Annotated in this window: 12 protein-coding genes and 1 tRNA gene; 4 read left to right on the top strand and 9 right to left on the bottom strand. The window is 68.8% G+C overall.

What is annotated here, in order from left to right; genetic code table 11:
- The first annotated feature begins 25 nt into the window (after window positions 1-25).
- Window positions 26-1,855 carry a DUF885 domain-containing protein gene (locus tag GV027_RS03355; protein ID WP_236559035.1) on the top strand — a complete coding sequence of 610 codons (1,830 nt, stop codon included), beginning with the start codon at window positions 26-28 and terminating at the stop codon, window positions 1,853-1,855.
- 13 nt (window positions 1,856-1,868) lie between these two features.
- Here GV027_RS03355 and GV027_RS03350 read toward each other — a convergent pair whose 3' ends face one another.
- The 6 genes from GV027_RS03350 to moaA all read right to left on the bottom strand — a co-directional run bounded on the left by GV027_RS03350 (window position 1,869) and on the right by moaA (window position 6,864).
- The gene (locus GV027_RS03350) at window positions 1,869-3,518 is read right to left on the bottom strand and encodes a L,D-transpeptidase family protein (protein ID WP_236559034.1); all 1,650 of its coding nucleotides are present in this window, start codon (window positions 3,516-3,518) and stop codon (window positions 1,869-1,871) included.
- Between the two features lie 37 nt (window positions 3,519-3,555).
- A complete protein-coding gene (locus GV027_RS03345; RefSeq protein ID WP_159510989.1) occupies window positions 3,556-3,900 on the bottom strand; it encodes a hypothetical protein in 345 nt (114 codons plus the stop codon).
- A 7-nt stretch (window positions 3,901-3,907) separates the two neighbouring features.
- Window positions 3,908-4,738 carry an aldo/keto reductase gene (locus GV027_RS03340; RefSeq protein ID WP_159510988.1) on the bottom strand — a complete coding sequence of 277 codons (831 nt, stop codon included), beginning with the start codon at window positions 4,736-4,738 and terminating at the stop codon, window positions 3,908-3,910.
- Between the two features lie 156 nt (window positions 4,739-4,894).
- Window positions 4,895-4,969: transfer RNA gene (locus GV027_RS03335), tRNA-Asn, on the bottom strand.
- Between the two features lie 90 nt (window positions 4,970-5,059).
- On the bottom strand, window positions 5,060-5,839 hold the full coding sequence (locus GV027_RS03330) for an NAD kinase (protein ID WP_159510987.1): 780 nt from the start codon (window positions 5,837-5,839) through the stop codon (window positions 5,060-5,062).
- Window positions 5,836-6,864 carry a GTP 3',8-cyclase MoaA gene (gene moaA / locus GV027_RS03325; RefSeq protein WP_056678753.1) on the bottom strand — a complete coding sequence of 343 codons (1,029 nt, stop codon included), beginning with the start codon at window positions 6,862-6,864 and terminating at the stop codon, window positions 5,836-5,838. The genes GV027_RS03330 and moaA overlap by 4 nt, the downstream gene beginning before the upstream one ends.
- A 115-nt stretch (window positions 6,865-6,979) precedes the next feature.
- Between moaA and GV027_RS03320 the strand changes: the two genes are divergently transcribed.
- Both GV027_RS03320 and GV027_RS03315 read left to right on the top strand, forming a co-directional pair.
- The gene (locus GV027_RS03320; protein ID WP_236559033.1) at window positions 6,980-8,665 is read left to right on the top strand and encodes an EAL domain-containing protein; all 1,686 of its coding nucleotides are present in this window, start codon (window positions 6,980-6,982) and stop codon (window positions 8,663-8,665) included.
- Between the two features lie 17 nt (window positions 8,666-8,682).
- A complete protein-coding gene (locus tag GV027_RS03315) occupies window positions 8,683-9,105 on the top strand; it encodes a YybH family protein (protein WP_159510986.1) in 423 nt (140 codons plus the stop codon).
- 12 nt (window positions 9,106-9,117) lie between these two features.
- On the opposite strand, the gene mfd is transcribed toward GV027_RS03315, so the two are convergent.
- The gene (gene mfd / locus GV027_RS03310; RefSeq protein ID WP_159510985.1) at window positions 9,118-12,588 is read right to left on the bottom strand and encodes a transcription-repair coupling factor; all 3,471 of its coding nucleotides are present in this window, start codon (window positions 12,586-12,588) and stop codon (window positions 9,118-9,120) included.
- Between the two features lie 118 nt (window positions 12,589-12,706).
- On the bottom strand, window positions 12,707-12,973 hold the full coding sequence (locus GV027_RS03305) for an FAD assembly factor SdhE (protein WP_159510984.1): 267 nt from the start codon (window positions 12,971-12,973) through the stop codon (window positions 12,707-12,709).
- A gap of 73 nt (window positions 12,974-13,046) precedes the next feature.
- Between GV027_RS03305 and recG the strand changes: the two genes are divergently transcribed.
- On the top strand, window positions 13,047-15,098 hold the full coding sequence (gene recG, locus GV027_RS03300; RefSeq protein ID WP_159510983.1) for an ATP-dependent DNA helicase RecG: 2,052 nt from the start codon (window positions 13,047-13,049) through the stop codon (window positions 15,096-15,098).
- 12 nt (window positions 15,099-15,110) lie between these two features.
- Here the strand turns inward: recG and GV027_RS03295 are convergent, their stop codons facing one another.
- Entirely contained in the window at window positions 15,111-15,428 is a 318-nt protein-coding gene (locus tag GV027_RS03295) for a PilZ domain-containing protein (RefSeq protein ID WP_159510982.1), read from the bottom strand.
- Between the last annotated feature and the right edge of the window lie 85 nt (window positions 15,429-15,513).

Here is a 15,513-nt window from a genome sequence, read left to right as displayed (position 1 = left end):
CGGATGGCGAGTACATGTTTCGCGGATGAACCAACCCCTGTTCCGCCGCCGCGACGCGCTTGCCGGTATCGCGGCCACGCTCGCCGCTGCGCCCGTCTCCGCACAGACTGCCAGCCGCTCGCCGGCATCCGCCGACGCGGCGACTCTTCTCGACCGGCTCGCGTGGCAGTTGCTGACGCTCGATCCCGGCAAGGCGACCGGGCTTGGCCTCGATACCGGCGCGCATGCGGCGTTGCGGGGGCTGCTCGACGACCGGTCGCCCGCGGGCATCGCCGCGCGGCGACGCGTCCTGACCGACGGGCTGGCGGCGCTCGGCCGGCTGCCGCGCGACGGGATCGACCAGGCGACGCTGACCAGCATTGCGGTGACGCAGAGCGCGTTCCAGACCGCGCTGGACGGGATGGCGCTGCCCTACGGCGTCGCGACGATCGGCGACTGGCGCAACACGCCCTATGCCGTGATCCAGAATGTCGGCGCGTGGCTGGACGTGCCGCAGCTGCTCGACGGCGATCAGCCGCTGCGCACGGCGGCGGATGCCGAGGCCTATCTCGCGCGCGTGGCGGCGATGGCGAAGCAGCTCGATGACGAGACGGGCAGGGTGCGCACCGCGCGCGAGCAGGGCTTGGTCCCGCCTAGCTTCCTGCTCGACAAGACGCTGGCCGGGATGCGACGCACGCTGGCCGAGGCGGCAGCGGTCGATGGTCCACTGATCGGGCCGCTCGCGCGCAAGACGCAGGCGATCCCCGGTGACTGGACCCGGCGTGCGACGCAGATCGTGCGCGATGCGGTCATCCCCGCGCTCGAGCGGCAGATCGCCGAACTCACCGCGCAGCGCGCGGTCGCAACCGACGTCGCCGGACTGGGATCGCGCCCGCATGGCGCGGCCTGGTATGGCTGGGGGCTGCGCGCGGGGACGACGACGCGGCGGAGCCCGGCGGAGATCCACGCGCTGGGGCGTGCGCAGCTCGTCGAGCTGCAGGCGCAGATGGACAGGATCCTCAAGGGCTTTGGGCTGGCCAAGGGGACGGTGGCGGAGCGCGCGGCCGAATTGCAGCGTCGGCCGGACATCGCCTTTCCGAACGACGATGCCGGCAGGCAGCAGATCGTCGCCTATATGCAGGGCCGGATCGATGCGATCCGGCCGCGCCTGCCAAAGGCGTTCCGCACGCTGGTGACGGCCAGGCTCGAGATCCGGCGGATGCCGCTCGCACAGGAGGCGGGGGCACCCGCCGCCTATGGCGGGCCGGGCGCGCTCGACGGATCGATCCCGGGCAAGATCTGGGTCAATCTGGGCGATCCCACGATCCACAACCGCGTGACGATCCCCGATCTGGTATTCCACGAGGGGATTCCCGGGCATGTCTGGCAGGGGGAATATGCGCAGCAGCTGCCGCTGATCCGCTCGGTGCTGGCGTTCAATGCCTATACCGAGGGCTGGGCGCTCTATGCCGAACAGCTTGCCGACGAGCTCGGCCTGTATGACGGCGATGCGGCGGGGCGGCTCGGCTATTTCATGGGGCTGTCATGGCGTGCGGTACGGCTGGTGGTTGATACCGGGATCCATGCGATGGGCTGGACGCGTGAACAGGCTTTGCGCGAATTCGTCGCCGCGACCGGACTGCCGATGAGCAACGCGGTGAGCGAGGTCGAGCGCTATTGCGCCTGGCCGGGTCAGGCCTGTGGCTACAAGATCGGCCAGACCGAGATCGTCGCGCAGCGGACCCGCGCCAAGGCGGCGCTGGGCACGCGGTTCGACGTGCGCGACTTCAACCAGGCGGTGCTCGCCGGCGGCAACGTCCCGCTCGACGTGCTGACCGGCAATGTCACGCGGTACATCGCCGCTAGCAGGGGCTAGTCGCGCCCCACGCTCACGGGCCGATATCGATGTCGCGGGCTTCGGCACGCCGCGCCGCCGATCGCTCGAACCCGAGCTGTTCGGCGACCGGATCGTTCCAGCCATAGGGATCGGTACGGAAGGCGACCTTGCCGGCGTCGCCGACATAGACATTCTCGTACAGCAGCCGCACCGGGATGCGGCGCGGCAGCGGGACGAACTGCATCTCGCCCGACGCCTGCGCGGTCTGCCATGCCTCGGTAACGCCCTGGTCGTCGGCGAGCATCTGCGCGAAGCCGATCGCATCCTCGACGCGGACGCAGCCATGGCTCAGATGCCGCTGGCTGCGGTCGAACAGCCCGGGGGCGGACGTGTCGTGCAGATAGATCGCCTGATCGTTCGCCATGTCGAACTTGACGAGGCCGAGCGCATTGCTCGGACCGGGCTGCTGGACGATCCAGCCGTCGCGCAGGACCATGTTGTGCTCCTGCAGATAAGCGTCGTCGACATTGGCCATCTCGCCGTTCTGGATCGACTTGGGCACGGTCCAGGTCGGATTGGCGACGAGGCGATAGATCGGTGACGACAAGGCCGGCGTCTCGCGACCGGGTTCGCCGACGATCACCTTGCGCTGATCGACGAGCACGCCGTCGCGGTAATAGCGCAGCTGCGAGGCGGCGGTGTTGACGTCGATCCGCGTCGCCGGGGGCGTCCGCTCGAGCCAGCGCCGCCGCTCCAGCGCCACCGCAAGCGCGCGCGCGCGGTCACCGGGTCCGAGATTGAGGACCTTGAGCGTCTCGGGCCCGACGATCCCGTCCGCGGCGATGCCGTAATCGGTCTGCAGCCCCTTCATCGCGTCGGCGATCGCCTGCGTATAGACCGGGGCGCTAGACGGGGTGGCCGGCTGGAGGCCGGCGATGGTCGAGGCGGATTGCGCCAGCGTCGGCGCGGCGACGGGGCCGGGCGTCAGGAGATAGCCGCTCTCGACCAGCTGTTCGACGATCGTCGCAACGCGTGGATCGCGGGTGCCGACGCGGATCAGCGCGGCGGCGCCCGTCTGGACGGGCGCCTCCAGCGGTGCGGGGCCGGCTGGTGCGGTGAGCGCCTTCTCGCTGAAGACGCGATAGGCGTCGGACAGCAGGCGATAATCGGCATCCTGCGGCGCGAGGCTTTCGAGCCAATCGTCGACCTTGTGCCGCGCGATTGCGGCGACCAGCCCGGTGGCGAGATCGACGCTGGGTCGCGGCAGGGTATAGACCTGATGCAGCGTCGCCGGATCGACGCGGCCCCTTGCCAGCGCACCGGCATAGGCGAGCGCGACGCGCGTGCGGGCGACGTCGATATCCGCCGGGGCCGCGTCGGCGGGCAGGTCGGGCAGGAAGGCGACGTGATCGAGCCCGTGACGGCTGCGGTCGCCGAGTGCCGTGTTGAGCGCCGCGACATCGGCATCCGACCAGACCGCGCGCCACTTCGCCTTGGTGTAGACAGCGCGGACGGTCGCGTCCGTCACCGCCTGCCGGCTGATGACGACGCCGCCGATCGCAGCGGGTGCAGCGCTCGGCTTGGCAGGGGGCGCGGCGCGTCTCGGCGCAGTCTGGGCGGGCTGGGCACCGGCGGCGCCGTTCGTCAGGAGGAGTGCAAGCGGCATCGCGCCGGACGCGAGCCGGGCTCGCAGGGTCGTCACTATCATCCCTGTTCAACGTACCAGTCGCCGCATCGGCTCAGATCGACGGCGAAATTCCCGCGAACCATGCCGCATAGGGGGTGTTGGCGGCCATGTGGCGGTTATAGTCGGGCGACCCGTCATGCCACCAGACCGGGCCGCGTTCGCCGAGCCCATGCTTGGCAGCATCGACGTCGGCACGTGCAGCGGCGACCGCGTCGGCATCGTCCCGACGTCGGGCCACGCCGACCGCGCGTCGCGCCGCCATCAGCGCCCGCACCAACTCGGCCCGATCCGCTTCCGGCAGCGACGGATCCGCGCACCGCCACAACCGGCCGCGCACAACGAAATAGCGACCGTCGGGGGTCGTCGGATAGGCCTTGGGGGGCGTACTGCCGGTCATGCCGCGCTCAGAGCATCTCGAGCGGTTGTGGCGACCGCGGGCGGGGAAAGGCCGTGTCGAGCGCGGCAAGATCGTCGGCCGACAGCACGAGATCGGCGGCCGCCCGGTTTTCGCGGACATGCGCCACGCTCGCGGCCTTGGGGATCGCGATCGTCGCGGGACGTTGCAGCACCCAGGCGAGCGCGACCTGCGCGGGCGTTGCGCCGATGTCGCGCGCGATCCGCGTCAGCGCCGGATCGGCGAGGAGCCGGCCCTGTTCGACCGGACTATAGGCCATGACGGGAATGTCGTGACGGTCGAGCCAAGGGAGGAGGTCATGCTCGGGACCACGCCGCGTCAGGTTGTAGAGGATCTGGTCGGTCGCGCAGTCCTGTCCGCCCGCCTCATCGAGTTCCGCCATGTCCTGCGTATCGAGATTGCTGACGCCCCAGTGGCGGATCTTGCCCGCCGCCTTGAGCCGTTCCATCGCCTCGACCGTCTCGGCCAGTGGTACCGACCCGCGCCAGTGCAGCAGATACAGGTCAAGCCGGTCGGTCCTCAGCCGCGCAAGGCTCGCCTCGCAGGCGGCGGTGAGGCGATCGCGCGAGGCGTTCTGGGGATAGGCCTTGCTTACGAGGAAGAGCGTGTCGCGGACATCGTGGAGCGCATCGCCGATCAGCGTTTCCGCGGCGCCGTCGCCGTACATCTCCGCCGTGTCGATCAGCGTCATCCCGCACTCGACGCCTGCGCGCAACGCTGCGGTCTCGGCCTTGCGACGATCGGCGCGCTCGCCCATCATCCAGCTTCCCTGGCCCAGGGCTGGCACCGTCTCGCCGCCCGGGAGAATCACCGATTTCATCGTCTGCCCCAATCGCTCTGGTCGTCAGGGGTCAACGCTGGTCGGACGCGCGGGATGCGTGCCGCGAGGGTTGTATTGCAAATAGTGTAGCGGGAGGATCTTGCCGCGGTCTGGCGCGGGGCGTCTCGCCAGAAGCGAGATCTCGCGGCTTGAAAATGGCTCCCTGAGTAGGATTCGAACCTACGGCCACTCGATTAACAGTCGAGAGCTCTACCGCTGAGCTATCAGGGAACGTTGCCGGAGGCGGCTCTATAAACGGCCAGTTGGACGATGCAACCCGGTTTTTGTCGAATTCCGCAACAAATTGCGCCGGGGCCGGGGCTATGCTGCGAACTGTTCCATCGTGATGCGGTCGTCGAGCGCATGCTCGGGATCGAACAGCAGGGTGAGTTCACGCGCGCGGTCCATGCAGATGTCTACCCGCGCCACGTCGCGGATCTCGCGCTGGTCAGCGACCGCGGAGACGGGGCGTTTGCCGGGGTCGAGCACGCGGATGCCGATCCGGGCCTTGTCGGGCAGGATCGCACCGCGCCAGCGCCGCGGACGGAACGGGCTGATCGGCGTCAGCGCGACCATGCCCGAACCGAGCGGCAGGATCGGACCCTGTGCCGACAGATTATAGGCGGTCGAACCCGCGGGCGTCGCGACCAGGATGCCGTCACAGGCCAGTTCGGCGAGCACGACGCGGTCGTTGACCGTCACCTCGAGCTTGGCGGTCTGACGCGTCTCGCGAAGCAGCGAGACCTCGTTGATCGCGGGGAGGGTGAGGGTGCGTCCGTCGATCCCGGTCGCGGTCATGCTCAGCGGCGTGACCTTGAACGGCTTGGCGCGCGAAAGACGGTCTTCGAGACCGTGATGCCGCCACTCATTCATCAGGAACCCGACGGTACCCAGATTCATTCCGAAGACCGGGACCGCGGGCTTGCGCCGTTCGAGCATCGCATGGAGCGTCTGCAGCATGAACCCGTCACCGCCAAGCGCAATGACGACATCCGCCTCCTCGGGCTCGACCCAGTCGCCCAGATCGGCGAGCTGGGCGGCGGCGGCCTGTGCCGGCGGGGTGGCGGAGGCTACCAGCGCCCGGCGGACATAGTCGGTCACCCGCCGGTGACGCTCATGTGACGCGCGACCGCAGGGCCTTCGCCCTCGCCGATGCGGAAGTCGTGCCGCTTGGGCTTGGCGTAGAGGCCCGCGTCGATCGCCTCGTCGAGCCCCGCGATGCCGCCGTCGCGGAGCGCACCCTTGAGGTCGACCTGATCGTCATGGCCGAGGCACAGGTACAGCTTACCCTCGGTGGTGAGGCGGACGCGGTTGCAGCCTTCGCAGAAATTGGCGGTCAGCGGCGAGATGAGCCCGAGCCGCGTACCGGTGCCGTCGACATTCCAGTAGCGCGCCGGTCCGCCGGTCTTGTACGAATCGCGCTCGAGCCGGAACCGGGTTTCGAGATCACGGAACACGCCGGTCAGCGGCAGGAAGCGATCGGTGCGATCCTCGTCGATCGCGCCGAGCGGCATCGTCTCGATCAGGGACAGGTCGAAGCCCTCGTCGCGGCACCAGGCGAGCATCGGCGCGATCTCGTCCTCGTTGAAGCCCTTGAGCGCGACCATGTTGATCTTGATCGCGAGGCCGGCATCGCGCGCGGCCATGATGCCGCCGATCACCTGCGCGACGTCGCCGTGCCGGGTGATGTAGCGAAACCGTTCGGGGTCGCGGCTGTCCATGCTGACATTGACGCGCCGGATGCCTGCATCGACCATCGCCGGCGCATGCTCCGCCAGCCGCGTGCCGTTGGTGGTCATCGTCAGCTCCTCGAGCCCGCGGCCGAGATTGCCACCCAGTCGCTTGACGAGATCACCGACGTCGCGGCGGACGAGCGGCTCGCCGCCCGACAGGCGGATCTTGGTCACGCCGCGCGCGATGAACCGCTCGGCGATGATCGCGATCTCGTCGAGGCTCAGCAGCTTTGCACGCGGCAGGAAAGTCATCGCCTCGGACATGCAGTAACGGCACCGCAGATCGCAGCGGTCGGTGACCGAAATCCGCAGATATTTGATCGTCCGCTGATGCCGATCGACCAGCGGACGATCGACGGTTGCGGAGTGGCTCGAAGGGGAGTGAGACGCCATAGCAACAGAGCTAGGTGGTGCAGCGTCGAGCGGCAAGTGCGTTCCAGGATTGGCGACGGGCGATGGGGTGGCTAGGTTGTCGGCGATGACACCGGCCACACTGGATACAAAGGACATGCTGAACAGAACGATGCTGTTCGCATGCTCGTTCCGTCACTTCGCGGAGATCGCTGATATTGCGGTGGCTTGCGGCTGGGATGCGGTGGTCACTGCAACCGCCAGCGGTATCGACCCGGCCTATGTCGAAAGCGGCGCACCGGTCGTGCTGATCGATGCGCGCGGGGCGATCGCGCAGGGGCTGGCGGCGGCGCAGACGATCGCCCCCCGGGTCGCCGAGGATGGCGGGGCGCTGCTATTCGTGCTGTCGCGCCGCGACTGTACGGCGCTCGACCGCGTGTTCGAGCTGGGGGCGACGCATTTCCTGATCGACCCGGCGAGCGACGGCGAACTGATCCAGTCGCTGCGCTTCGCAGCGCGTCATGTGACGCGCGCGCCAGGCCGGCCGGGCATCGTCGACCGCCGCGACGCGATGGCCGGCGCACGCTTCGGCCGCGATCCGAACCTCGCGCAGCAGTGGATCGCGGCGCGGATCGGCGACGGACAACCGGTCTCCGTCGTGCTCGTCTCGCTGTCGCGGCTCGACATCGTCAACGCCGCGCATGGTCGGCCCGCGGTCGATTCGCTGATCGAGGTCGCGATCGAGCGGGCGGAGGCGGTCGCGGCCGAGGCAATGGCGGGCGCGGCGCGCGTCGCGCGTCTGGGCGGCGCGGATCTCGCGCTTGTGGTCGGGGCCGGGGCTGCGGACATCGCCGCGCTGATCGCGGCGCTCGACGAGGCGCTGGCGCGGCCGTTCGCGGTCGCCAACGCGCTGGCGGTGCTCGGCTGCCGGTTCGGCGTCGCAAGTCACCAGCCGGGGGATCCAAGCGATCCGGCGGACGGTGCCGCGACGCTGATGCGGCGCGCGTTCGGTGCGCTCGCCAAGGCCAAGACCAGCGACGGCGCGATGCTGCAGATCGCATCGGCGGCGCACGACATGTCGCTCGATGCGCTGGCGATCGACCTGCACCACGCGATCGAACTCGACGAGATCGACATCCGCTTCCAGCCGCAGGTCGAGATTGCGAGCGGACGGATCACGGGTGTCGAGGCGCTCGCGCGCTGGGATCACCGCAAGCTGGGGCCGCTGGGCGCGGATGCGCTGTTCGCGGCCGCGGACCGCGCCGATCTGGGGATTGCGCTGTCCGACCATATCCAGCGGCTGGTGCTGGCGCGGGCGCTGGCATGGCCAGAGGCGCTGGCGACGCTGCGCGTGTCGCTCAACCTCACCGCGGCGGATATCGCGCGGCCCGGCTTTGCCACGCTGTTCCTCGCGCGGGTCGACGATAGCGGCTTTCCGCGCGGGCGTCTGACCGTGGAGATTACCGAGACCGGGCTGATCGCGGATCTCGCCAGCGCGTCGACGCTGCTCACCGAATTGCGCGGGGCGGGGTGTCGCGTCGCGATCGACGATTTCGGCACGGGCTATTCGAGCCTCGCCTATCTGAAGGACCTGCCGCTCGACTATGTGAAGATCGACAAGGCGCTGGTCCACGACATCGGCGGCAGCCCGCGCGACCGGGTCGTCGTCGCGGGCGCGATCACGATGGCGCGGTCGCTCGGCCTGTCGGTGATCGCCGAGGGGGTCGAGACTTGCGAGCAGCTGGAGCTGCTCGCGGCGTGCGGGGCCAGCCTGTATCAGGGTTTCCTGCTGTCCGAACCGGTCGGCGACGCGGCCTTGCTCGAACTGGTGACCCGGGCATGAGCCGGGCAGGATCCGCCATGATCGTCGCGGTTGCCGCAGCGACGGCCGTCACGCCCGTACTGGCCGCGCCTGACCGGGCACCCGCATCGGTGGCAATCCGGGAGGCGATGGCGGCGAGCGCGGCGGGGTGGAATGCGGGCGACCTCGCTCGGTTCGTCGCGGTCTATGCCGAGGATGCGGTGTTCGTGACGCCCAAGGGTCTGGTGCGCGGGAAAGCGGCAATAACAGCGCGATACGCGCCAAGCTTCACGGGTGGTGGCAACACCAGGGGGCAGCTGAGCTTCGTCCCGGCCGAGCTGCTCGGGATCGATCCGACGCATGCCCTGCTGGTCGCGCGCTGGACACTGACCGGCGCGACCTCGACCGAGACGGGGATGACGACCTTGCTGTTCGAGCGACGCGGCGACGCATGGAAGATCGTCGCCGATCACAGCAGCTGAGCGCGGCGGCGCTCAGCCCGCCGCCTTCGCCAGCCCCTTCGACAATTGCAGCGCACCGTGCAGCCGTGCCTTGGGATCGCCCCAGGCGCGCTGAAGCACCAGCTTGCTGTCGGGCCGCAGCCGCGCGACGCCGTTGAGCCGTTCGACATAGGCGAGCAGCCTGTCGATGTTGGGCGGCGTATCGTTGTGGAACGACACCAGCACGCCGCGCGGGCCTACGTCGATCTTCGACACGCAGGCGCGCTTCGCGTTCAGCTTGATCTCGATGACCCTGATCAAGTTTTCAGTCGCGTCGGGCAGCGGGCCGAAGCGATCGATCATCTCGGCGGCGAACGCTTCGATCTCCTGACCCTCCTCGAGTTCGTTCAGGCGGCGATACAGCCCCATGCGGAGGTCGAGATCGGGGACATACTCCTCGGGGATCAGGATCGGTGCGTCGACCGTGATCTGCGGCGAGAAGTCCTTCGGGCGTGCGGAGGCGAGACCACCCGACTTGGCGTCCATGATCGCCTCCTCGAGCATCGCCTGGTAGAGTTCGAAGCCGACCTCCTTGATATGCCCGGTCTGCTCGTCGCCGAGCATGTTGCCGGCCCCGCGGATGTCGAGATCGTGGCTCGCCAGCTGGAACCCGGCGCCGAGCGAATCCAGATCGGACAGCACCTTCAGCCGCTTCTCGGCGGTCACCGTCATCTGCCGCTCGGGCGGGGTGACCAGATAGGCATAGGCGCGCGTTTTCGAACGGCCGACGCGCCCGCGTAGCTGATAGAGCTGGGCGAGGCCGAAGCGGTCGGCGCGGTGGACGATCATTGTGTTGGCGGACGCGATGTCGATCCCGCTCTCGATGATCGTGGTCGAGACGAGCACCTCGAACTTCTTGTCGTAGAAGGCGGACATGCGCTCTTCGACCTCGGTCGGCGACATCTGTCCGTGTGCGACGACGAAGCGGATCTCGGGCACCTGTTCGCGCAGGAACTCCTCGATCTCGGGCAGGTCGGCGACGCGCGGGGTGACGACGAAGCTCTGCCCGCCACGATAATGCTCGCGCAGCAGCGCCTCGCGCAGCACGACGGGGTCGAAGGGCATGATGTAGGTGCGCACCGCGAGGCGATCGACCGGCGGGGTCTGGATCACCGACAGCTCGCGGATACCCGACATCGCCATCTGCAACGTGCGCGGGATCGGCGTCGCGGTCAGCGTCAGCATGTGGACGTCGGCCCGGAGCGCCTTCAGCCGCTCCTTGTGCGTGACGCCGAACCGCTGCTCCTCGTCGACGACGACCAAGCCCAACCGCTTGAAGTCGATATTCTTCGCCAGCAGTGCGTGCGTACCGATGACGACGTCGATCGTGCCGTTCGCCAGCCCCTCCTTGGTCGCCTTCGCCTCGCTCGCGGTGACGAGCCGCGAGAGGCGGCCCATGTTCATCGGGAAGCCTTCGAACCGGCTGACGAAGTTGTTGTAGTGCTGGCGCGCGAGGAGGGTCGTCGGGCAGACGATCGCGACCTGCTTGCCGCCCATCGCCGCGACGAACGCCGCGCGCAGCGCGACCTCGGTCTTGCCGAAGCCGACATCGCCGACGACGAGCCGGTCCATCGGCTTGCCCGCGGACAGATCGGCGAGAACCTCCTCGATCGCCCGGTCCTGGTCCTCGGTTTCCTCATAGGGGAAGCGATCGACGAAGCTGGGGTAGCCGCTTGCGTCGGGTTCGAGCACGTCGCCGGGATGGAGCGCGCGCTCGGCGGCGGTCGCGATGAGTTCGCCCGCGATCTCGCGGATCCGCTCCTTCATCTTCGACTTGCGACGCTGCCAGCCTTCGCCGCCGAGCTTGTCGAGCGATGCGCCTTCCTCCGACGAGCCGTAGCGCGAGAGGACGTCGATATTCTCGACCGGCACATAGAGCTTGTCCCCGCTGGCATAGCTCAGCGCGACGCAGTCGTGCGGGCTCTGGCCGACCGGGATCGAGGTCAGCCCCTCGTAGCGGCCGATGCCGTGCTCGGTATGGACGACCAGATCGCCGGGCGTCAGCGTCGCCAGTTCGGCGAGGAACGCGTCGGCCGATTTCTTCCGCTTCTTGCGGTGGACGAGGCGGTCGCCGAGCATGTCCTGCTCGGTGAGGACGGCAACGCCGGGCGCGGTGAAGCCGTGGTCGAGCGGGAGGACGACCAGCGCGACGCCGAAGCTTTTCGCGGTATCCGCGACGCCGAGCGCCTCCTGCCAGGTTTCGGCGTGCTTGCCGCCTTTCAGTCCGTGATCGGCGAGCAGGCTTCCCAGACGTTCGCGTGCGCCGATCGAGTAGCTGGCGAGGATCGGCTTGCGGCCCTGCTTGCGTAGTTTCTCGACGTGATCGGCGACGGCTTCGTAGATGTTCGCCTGTGCGGCGCGTTCGGGGCCGAAATCGCGCGGGCCGTCGACGTCGAAGTCGAGCACGGTGGCGCTGGTCGGCTCGTGAAAAGGCGTGACGACATGCGCGGTGGCGGCGTCGAGCGCGACGGACCAGTGGGACGCGTCGAGATAGAGCGCGGTCGCACCCAGCGGACGATAGCTGCCGGGTTGCGCGGCTTCAGCGCGTCGGCGGTTCGCATAATAGTCGGTGATCGATTCGAACCGGCTCTCCGCCGCGGCGCCGACCCCGCTGTCGCGCACCACGACGTCGTCACCGCCGAGATGGTCGAACAGCGTCGCCATCTTGTCCTCGAACAGCGGCAGCCAATGCTCCATACCGGCGATGCGGCGGCCGTCCGAGATCGCCTGATACATCGGATCACCCGTCGCGGTCGCGCCGAACGCGTCGCGGTAGCGCGTGCGGAAGCGCTTGATCGACTCCTCGTCGAGCAGGGCTTCGGAGGCGGGGAGCAGGACGAAGCCGTCGATCCGGCCGGTGGTGCGCTGGTCGGCGGCGTCGAAGGTGCGGACGCTCTCGATCTCGTCGCCGAAGAAATCGAGACGCAGCGCATGGTCCTCGCCCGACGGGTAGAGATCGACGATGCCGCCGCGTACCGCATATTCGCCCTGGTCGTGGACGGTGTCGGTGCGGACATAGCCGTTCGCCTGGAGCAATGTGGCCAGCTTGTCGCGGCCGATCCGTTCGCCGGGCGCAAGGCGGGCGACGAGCTGGCGGACGCGGAAGGGCGTCAGGACACGCTGGGTCGCCGCGTTGACCGTGGTGAGCAGGAGTTGTGGACCCTTGGGCTTGGCCTGCAGGCGGTGCAGCGCGGCGACGCGCTCGGCCATGATCCGCAGGGTCGGCGAGGCGCGGTCATAGGGAAGGCAATCCCAGGCGGGGAAGCTCAGCACCTCGAGATCGGGCGCGAAATAGGCCGCGGTCGAGGCGATCGCGCGCATCGCCGCATCATCGGGCGCGATGAACACCGCGCGCGTCTTCGCGGCGCGGGCGAGGTCGGCGAGCAGCGACGGCTGGAACCCCGATGGCACGCCCGACAAGGTCAGCGGGGTCGTCGCGGAGAGGATCGTGTTCAGATCTGGCATATCGTTCCTAGAGCCCTCTCCCCGTCGGGGAGAGGGTTGGGTGAGGGGCTGTTCCGGGCGCCGTACTGCTCGGCGGCCCCTCACCCCGACCCTCTCCCCCGAGGGGAGAGGGAGTAGGTTACTTCACGACCGTGACGTAATTGATGTCGCGCATCGCCTGCATCATCGGGCCGTCCCATTCGGGCGGGCAGGGAATCGAGCCGATCGCCCAGCCCATGATGTCGACGTCCTGTTCTTCGAGCAGCGCCTCGAACCAGTCGAGCTGCTCGGGCGTCCAGCTGCGGCCATAGGTTTCGAAGAAGCCGCCGATCATCATGTCGGCTTCGCGCGTGCCGCGGTGCGAGCTGCGGAAGCCGAGGCGCTTGAGGCGGGTTTCGTGGTCCATCATATCTCCAACGCCGATTGACCGGCGACCCGCTGGCGGCGGGCGTCGGCTGGGCTATAGGGGGCAGATAGTCATGCGACCCGAAATCCTCAATCCGCTGTTCGCCGAAACCCTCGTCCTGAAAGGGGTGGGGCCTGCGCTCGCCAAGCCGCTCGACCGGCTCGGGCTTGCGCGCGTCGTCGACGTCGCCTTCCATCTGCCGACCGGTTATGTCGATCGGGTCCCCCGCACCGAGCTGATGTCGAGCGATGCCGGGCGGATCATCGTCATCACGCTGACCGCACGCGAGTATCGCGTCAGCGCGGGGCGTGGCCCGACGCGCGTGCAGGCGACCGACGAGCATGGCAACTATGTCAGCCTCGTCTTCTTCGGCGGCAGTTCGGGCTGGGCGAAGAAGCTGCTGCCGATCGGCGAGGCCAGGCGCGTGTCGGGGCGGCTCGACGAATATGGCCAGGAACTGCAGATCGTCCACCCGGACATCGTCGAGCAGGACGAGGAGTTGCGCGAGCGCGAGCCGATCTATCCGCTGTCGGAGGGGCTGACCTCGCGGCGGCTGGCGGCGCTGACGACGCAGGCGGTCGCGCGTGCGCCCGATCTGGCCGAGTGGATCGAGCCCGGGCTGAAGGCGAAACGCGAATGGCCGGGCTGGCACGAATCGCTGGCGCGGATCCACGCCGACCCGTCGGATGCAAAGGCGCGCGAGCGGCTGGCCTATGACGAGGTATTCGCCAACCAGCTCGCGATGACGCTCGTCCGCGCCGACACCCGGAAACGACGCGGGCGGGCGCTGCACGGTGACGGGCGGCTGCGGGGTATGCTCAAGCTGCCCTATACGCTGACCGGCGCGCAATCGCGGACGGTGGGGGAGATCGAGGGCGATCTCGCGCAGACCGCGCCGATGCTGCGGCTGCTGCAGGGCGATGTCGGCTCGGGCAAGACGCTGGTCGCGGCGATGGCGATGCTGATCGCGGTCGAGGCGGGGGCGCAGGCGGCGATGCTCGCGCCGACCGAGATCCTCGCGCGCCAGCATTACGAGACGCTCAGGAAGACGCTCGCCGGCCTGCCGATCGAGGTCGGCGTGCTCACCGGGCGCGACAAGGGCCGCGTGCGCGAGGCGACTTTGATGGCGCTGGCGAGCGGCGAGATCGACATCCTGATCGGCACGCACGCGATCTTCCAAGACGCGGTCGCCTACAAGGACCTCGCGCTGGTGGTGGTCGACGAGCAGCACCGGTTCGGCGTCGCGCAGCGGATGACGCTGCAGGCCAAGGGCATCGCGCCGCCGCATCTGCTGGCGATGACCGCGACGCCGATCCCGCGCACGCTGACGCTCGCGCAGTACGGCGAGATGGACGTCAGCCGCCTCGACGAGATGCCGCCGGGCCGCCAGCCAATCGAGACCCGAGTGATCTCCGAGGACCGGCTCGACGACGTGGTTAATGCGCTCGGCCGTCACTTGGCGGACGGGGGACAGGCCTATTGGGTCTGCCCGCTGGTCGAGGAGAGCGAGAAGAGCGATCTTGCCGCCGCGGAGATGCGTGCGGAGACGCTGCGTGCGCGGTTCGGCGACAAGGTGGCGCTCGTCCATGGCCGGATGAAGCCTGCCGAGAAGGACGCGGTGATGGCCGAGTTCTCCGCCGCTCGCACCGCCGTTCTGGTCGCGACGACGGTGATCGAGGTCGGCGTCGATGTCCCCAATGCAACGCTGATCGTGATCGAGCATGCCGACCGGTTCGGCCTCGCGCAGCTCCACCAGCTGCGCGGGCGGGTCGGGCGCGGGAGCGGGCGGTCGATCTGCCTGCTGATGCGTGGGAGCTCGCTCAGCGAGACGTCGCGCGCGCGGCTGGCTTTGATGCGCGAGACCAATGACGGGTTCCGGATCGCCGAGGAGGATCTGCGGTTGCGCGGCGCGGGCGAATTGCTGGGTACGAAACAGTCGGGCGAGATGGCGTTCCGGCTCGCGACGCCCGACATGATGGCCGACCTGCTGCAATGCGCGCATGACGATGCGCGGCTGCTGATCGATCGCGACGGCGGGCTGGAGGGACCGCGTGGGCAGGCGGCACGCACCGCGCTGTACCTGTTCGACCGCGATGCCGGGGTCGCGTTGCTGCGATCGGGCTGACGGGCGGTCCGGTCAGCCGGTCTGGAGCATCGCCGCGAGCATGCCGTAATAGGCCTTGGGCGGGATCGTCCGGTCGAACGCGCAGCCGATCCGTCCGCCGAGCGACCAGCGGACGTGCGCAAGGATGTCACCGACGATCGGCATCCGGACATGGAGCCGCTCGCCGGCGTCCAGATCGCCGTCGCAGCGCGCCATGAGGCCGCTTGGCGAGACGTTGACCAACGTAAGCCTCAATTCGGTGCCTGCGCTGTCCGCCGCACGCGTGCGGTGCATCACTTCGTCGCGCGGCTCAGACCGCGTCTCGTGCCTAGACGTCGCTTGGTTCGGCATTGGTCAGTCCCCGCTGTGCCCCGGTCGAGGGCTAGGCCGACATCATGAAGCCCGTACCACCAACCATCCCTAACGCGGTGTTCAT

The sequence above is a fragment of the Sphingomonas sp. T1 genome, assembly GCF_902506585.1.
GTDB classification, from domain to species: Bacteria; Pseudomonadota; Alphaproteobacteria; order Sphingomonadales; family Sphingomonadaceae; genus Sphingomonas; species Sphingomonas aerolata.
The sequence above is the reverse complement of the archived record's forward strand: the minus strand, read 5'-3'. Positions and strand labels throughout refer to the sequence as shown.

Bases quoted from the DNA above. Each gene is read 5' to 3' on its own strand.
- GV027_RS03345 (WP_159510989.1), bottom strand. From the start codon at position 3,900: ATGACCGGCAGTACGCCCCCCAAGGCCTATCCGACGACCCCCGACGGT.
- GV027_RS03355 (WP_236559035.1), top strand. From the start codon at position 26: ATGAACCAACCCCTGTTCCGCCGCCGCGACGCGCTTGCCGGTATCGCG.
- GV027_RS03340 (WP_159510988.1), bottom strand. From the start codon at position 4,738: ATGAAATCGGTGATTCTCCCGGGCGGCGAGACGGTGCCAGCCCTGGGC.
- GV027_RS03295 (WP_159510982.1), bottom strand. From the start codon at position 15,428: ATGCCGAACCAAGCGACGTCTAGGCACGAGACGCGGTCTGAGCCGCGC.
- recG (WP_159510983.1), top strand. From the start codon at position 13,047: ATGCGACCCGAAATCCTCAATCCGCTGTTCGCCGAAACCCTCGTCCTG.
- moaA (WP_056678753.1), bottom strand. From the start codon at position 6,864: ATGGCGTCTCACTCCCCTTCGAGCCACTCCGCAACCGTCGATCGTCCG.
- GV027_RS03315 (WP_159510986.1), top strand. From the start codon at position 8,683: ATGATCGTCGCGGTTGCCGCAGCGACGGCCGTCACGCCCGTACTGGCC.
- GV027_RS03305 (WP_159510984.1), bottom strand. From the start codon at position 12,973: ATGGACCACGAAACCCGCCTCAAGCGCCTCGGCTTCCGCAGCTCGCAC.
- mfd (WP_159510985.1), bottom strand. From the start codon at position 12,588: ATGCCAGATCTGAACACGATCCTCTCCGCGACGACCCCGCTGACCTTG.
- GV027_RS03320 (WP_236559033.1), top strand. From the start codon at position 6,980: ATGCTGAACAGAACGATGCTGTTCGCATGCTCGTTCCGTCACTTCGCG.